General features: G+C 43.0%; 6 protein-coding genes. All 6 read right to left on the bottom strand.

What is annotated here, in order from left to right:
- A partial coding sequence (locus F6K52_RS32490) for an LdpA C-terminal domain-containing domain (protein WP_293088624.1) occupies nt 1-696 on the bottom strand: 696 nt, incomplete at its 3' end.
- 325 nt (nt 697-1,021) lie between these two features.
- On the bottom strand, nt 1,022-1,642 hold the full coding sequence (locus F6K52_RS32485) for a VWA domain-containing protein (RefSeq protein ID WP_293088622.1): 621 nt from the start codon (nt 1,640-1,642) through the stop codon (nt 1,022-1,024).
- Between the two features lie 293 nt (nt 1,643-1,935).
- Nucleotides 1,936-2,094, bottom strand: a complete 159-nt coding sequence (locus tag F6K52_RS32480) for a hypothetical protein (protein WP_293088620.1) — start codon at nt 2,092-2,094, stop codon at nt 1,936-1,938.
- On the bottom strand, nt 2,091-2,543 hold the full coding sequence (locus F6K52_RS32475; protein ID WP_293088618.1) for a hypothetical protein: 453 nt from the start codon (nt 2,541-2,543) through the stop codon (nt 2,091-2,093). The genes F6K52_RS32480 and F6K52_RS32475 overlap by 4 nt, the downstream gene beginning before the upstream one ends.
- Before the next feature lie 114 nt (nt 2,544-2,657).
- On the bottom strand, nt 2,658-4,163 hold the full coding sequence (locus tag F6K52_RS32470) for a zinc ribbon domain-containing protein (protein WP_293088616.1): 1,506 nt from the start codon (nt 4,161-4,163) through the stop codon (nt 2,658-2,660).
- Nucleotides 4,164-4,383: 220 nt separating this feature from the next.
- Nucleotides 4,384-4,834: hypothetical protein (locus F6K52_RS32465; RefSeq protein ID WP_293088614.1), on the bottom strand; the 451-nt coding region annotated here is incomplete at its 5' end.

The following is a 4,834-nucleotide window of genomic DNA, read 5'->3' as shown; positions in this document are numbered from 1 at the left end:
AGGCTGGATGAGTTGGTAGATTTCTTTTAGGTAGTCAATCAAATCTTTACCATCTGGGCAGCTAATGGCTAGGAGTTTGAGTTGAGCGCACCAGGGTGCGATCGCATTCCATAGTCTTTTAAAATCTGGTAAATTACCGACTTTGGTGTGAATTTCTATAGCATCTACGCCATTGCTTAGAATCAGGGGTGCGATCGCAAAAGGAGCTGATACGTATGAGCGAGTAGTGATCAGCTGATGGGGGCAAACTGGCAGACAACGACCACAGCCATAGCAGCGTTGGTCGAGGACACCAGAGTAAGCTTCACTGCCATTCTGGAAAGTAATTGCTTGTGCTGGGCAAATCTTTTCACAGGGACGGGGGCAGTCCCCTGGACACAAATCCGAGTCAAATTCGGCTTTTCGGAAATGGGGGTCTTCCCCATCATTCAAGCTAACCATCAGCCATGGTCTGCCACAGAATCCAAACCCTCGCTGTTTGGCTTCATTTCCCATGGTGCTGGCGACTTGTAAGGCATCTTTCGCCGCCGAAATGACCGCCGGGTCAGCTGCCACATCAATACAATCGGCACCGGCGAGGGTGTAAGCCAAGGTTAGGCTTCTAACAGCAGGGAGGTGTTGAAAACTGGCTCCGCAAATGAGCTTGAACCAATCACCCTCCCTTAATGAATGTAAGGGATCGTAAAGTTCAGTCACTCCTATATGCTAAATCTTTAAAGCAAAAATGGGGAGGCTAATTTTACAATTCGAGTAATGAAAAAGGTTTTTTTTGAGGTGCTGACAAACCTTTCCGGGGGTGGAAATCCCTCAATTGTTTTCAAAAAATGCAGATTTAGGGTAGCTGGTTTTATTCTTACACTAAATGTAGCGGTTGATTTTTTACAGCTGATCTCAATAATATAATGGTGTCAATCAATTCAAAATTTTTTTTATTTCAAAACTATTTTGATTAGAAGCCATCCCACGTGATAGTTAGTCGTGGGATGGAGTTTCAGTATTGGGAATCTTGGCGCTTATTCGGTTAATCAATAATGGCGTTAAGCAGAACCTCGGCTAAGGTCATATTCTCCATGTCTTCTAAAGTCACTGTATCCACGATGTCAAATTGAGCCCCAGCCCCTTGAAGGTCATCATCAAGTGCTTTGAGAAACCGAGTTGCCATGGCATCATTGCCCACTTGGATCAGTGAAATGCCTAGTTCTTCATCCTTGTCTATATGCCGAGATGCTTCAATGATCACTCGCATTACAGCTTTGCGGTCATCTGGCTCACCATCGGTTATCACCAAGAAGGTTTCCCCATTGAGTTTAGTTTGCCCAGCCGCTTTACGCTTAAAGTAGTCATCGGTGGCATCCTTTAGCACACCAGCGAGATCGGTGCGACCCATGGGATCATTTTCTTGGAAAATTTGTTCTACTTTATCTGAGGTAACATTATCGTACCGTCTAAAGCGACTAGAAAACAGGTAAACCGTAATCCCATCTGGATCGAGCTGTTCACATTTTCTGGCCACTGCTAAGGTAGACTCTTGGGCAATCTGCCATCGACTTTTGCTCCTATCTTGGTAGTCTGGGCTAGACATACTGCCGCTTTTGTCGATGATTAACGTATAGTCACGGTCTTCCACGAGTGAACCTCCCACGAAAAAATTTCCTCCTTACCTTTAATTGCCACGATTTCTTAATCTAGCTTAGCTAATACTTCTACAGCTCATCTATGTATTTTTGCCCTAAGACCCTTGGCAGCAGTTCGTTTATGCCAACATTATGAAATCATTGTTAAAAACATCTTTCAACCGCAGCACCCTAGACTTGCTGTTCAGGTTAGGTAATGGTGGATTTTTTGATTGACTGTTGTCTCTATTTACTATTCTAAATTAAAATAATAATCTTAGAGATTAATCTTCAAATGCTGACAGTTTGCTTAGCATCTGTGTTACCTGTTCACCATTAGAACATATAGCAAAGGGAACAGGGAACAGGGAACAGGGAACAGGGAACAGGGAGCAGGGAGCAGGGAGCAGGGAACAAACATTCTCTCAATTGATTTAGGATTTGATTTAGGATTGCTATACTTAACTAGTGTCGTAGTCAAGACTTAGTTTCTTTTAAGGCTTGCAAATAGTCAATTGCTGCCTCCAGTTTGGAGGGATAGGAATCCGAAAATTCTTCAAACCACAAGCCTTCTGCTGAGTTTGGAGTTAAGTTTTTTAGCCACTCAGTCGCTTGCTGACTAAGGGCTTCTCGTTCTCTTTGCTTTTGCTGCTGAAGTCGTTTTTGTTCAGCTTCTAGTTCCTGCTGTTGTTTGAGAGCGTCTTCTTGGTCTTTTTTCTCAAACTCTGTTCTCATCTCAGCCAGATCCCGATCTTGAGCATTGGACACCCAATCAGGTATTTTCGCTGGTGATTCACTAGTTGGTGGATCAGTTAGTGGCAAATCAACTAGTTGTTCCTGAAACAGAGGTTTTTCTTGCGGTTGAACACCAGCATCTTTTTGTTCATACTCAGCTTTGAGTTGAGCTAACAAGTCATCCATTGATTCCATGAGATACTCTTAAACCGGTATTAATTGGGGCAAACCCGTATAAAACGGTCAAGGTGCAATTTATTGTGGTCCGAGTGAGGAGTGGTCGTGCAGCAATTGGAGTCAAGCCTGCCACTAATCTATCTGGACTTTCCTGGTATCTCGACCAGGAGTTCCTTGAAAGCCCGAGTTTTGCTCATGCTTGGAGTCAAGCCATCCAAGCTCAACTGCATCAGCTAGACTCAGTCCCATACCTTTCAAGAAACGCGCGGTACGGCGCAACAATACTGCTTGAACCTCGGTTTTATTCATATACCGGGAAATTTCCTTGTCTGTACCCCTAGTAAGGATGTTTTTAGCAGCATTGTGGTCAGCCTGCAACACGACCCCATCAAATCTGGTAAAGCTGTCCCCGCTCCTTTTCCCCAAAAGGGTTCCAGTCACCGAGTCAACTTGCGACGTGTAACTAGGCTGGACTTCTATGACAACCGATCCAGTCCAATTAGCCCATTTCCGTAAGGAGTCCCGCATTTCTCCTTTCATCCAACTATTAAGCTTGCGGGACATGGCCTTAGACTGACGTTTATTTCTAATCGGCTGTGTTAAATCTGAGGCCGTAGGCCACGCTACGCGAACAGCAAATACTTTTAATGATTCCACATGAAAAAGTGACTTAGATGCGGCACCTATAATCCCCCTAATCTCTGATTGATTTTTTCTGTATCGGCGATTCTCTGTTTTTCTACTTAGGTTATTTTTGAGTATCTGAGCGGACTTGGCTGGATCTATTTTTTCTAGTTTTCTATGAAGCGCCCAAAGCTTCCCTCTGTTGCGGTTCTTAGTACATATTCGATCGGACTTCTTGGTTGCTACTTTGCCTAAGTCTTTTCCGTGCGCCTGACCATCTGAATCATAGAAAGCCTCAGTGTATCCCTTGTCTATCCCAATGGCTCGGCGATTGCCAGGAATGTCTACAGTCCCATGGTCTACTAAAAAATGAACCTCAAACCTTTCCAGATTTTGATTGTATATTAGTCTGATTTGGCCTTTTATTTTTTGGTTAGATCTGACAATTATTTTGTTTCTTTTTCCCCTTTTTAATCCAGCTAATTCTAGTTGATAGTAATTACGGGATAGACGTTTACACTTATAGCCTACTTGTTGATAAACTATCTGATTTTTGACCCAAGAATGACCCCTTTGAAACTCCTTTCTGACAAGCCTATGCAGCAGTGGTTTGTCCAAGAAAGCCAAGGTCTTAAGCTGTTTGCAAAGTTCCTTTCTTGTGTTTTGGTTGTCTTTACCAGAAAACCTTCTGTAGATCTTCTTGATTACCGCATCTGTACAAGCCGCTTGTTGAGCTGTAATAGCTTTCGCTACATCATTTACAGTCCAGTCCATTATTTTGGCAGGTAGCCCCAGACTGTCGGGAGTTCTAAAGCTTTTTACTTCCGGGATTGCCTTTTTCCAGTCAAGTCCCCAATGGTTGATACTGCCTAATTTGTTGTAAGACTCAGATCTAACAATGCCTAACTTTTTCATCGTAGACAGCAACTCAAGCTCAACCGACCTGGTCATCCCCACTACGGGGACGATTTGAGTCGATATCTTCTTCGTTACTCCTACTTTCTTGGGCATCATCAACTAGCTGTGTCCTATATCTTAACTATACTCTAGCGCTATCAAAAAATCAAGGTCTATTTTGTAATATTAAATCCCGTTTTATACCGATTTATTGGGACTTAACTGCCAGACTTAGGTCTCCTCTTAGTTTGTTAACTGTTGATGGATATTTGTGAAACAGTTAACTTACAGCACCTCGAACCCTGACGGGATAAATCCCACTAACCTTTCCTATCATTTAGTCAATAATAGCATTTATCAAAACTTCAGTGAGAGTCATATCCTCCATCTGATCAATAGTTACGGTATCTACGATGTCAAACTTAGCCCCAGCATTTTGCAGCTCATCATCTAATATTTTTAAGAATTTAGTTGCCTGGAGATCATTGCCGATTTGGATGAAGGAAATTGCTAGTTCTTCATCGACATCAATACGCCGTGATGCTTCTATGATCACCTTCATCACAGCTTTGCGTTCATCAGGCTCGCCATCAGTGACGACTAAGATGGTTTCTCCATTTGCTTTAGTTTGGCGACTAGCCTTACGTTTAAAATAGTCGTTGGTGGCATCAAGTAAAACACCAGCTAAATCCGTGCGTCCCGATGGTTCATTTTCCTGGAATATCTGTAGGACTTTATCTGCGGTTACATTGTCGTAGCGTTTAAAGCGACCAGCAAATGGAGAAACA

The sequence above is a fragment of the Moorena sp. SIO3H5 genome (genome assembly GCF_010692395.1).
GTDB lineage: Bacteria > Cyanobacteriota > Cyanobacteriia > Cyanobacteriales > Coleofasciculaceae > Moorena.
Note: the sequence above shows the minus strand (reverse complement) of the source record. Positions and strands in the feature narration are given on the sequence as shown.

Bases quoted from the DNA above. Each gene is read 5' to 3' on its own strand.
- F6K52_RS32475 (WP_293088618.1), bottom strand. From the start codon at position 2,543: ATGGAATCAATGGATGACTTGTTAGCTCAACTCAAAGCTGAGTATGAA.
- F6K52_RS32470 (WP_293088616.1), bottom strand. From the start codon at position 4,163: ATGATGCCCAAGAAAGTAGGAGTAACGAAGAAGATATCGACTCAAATC.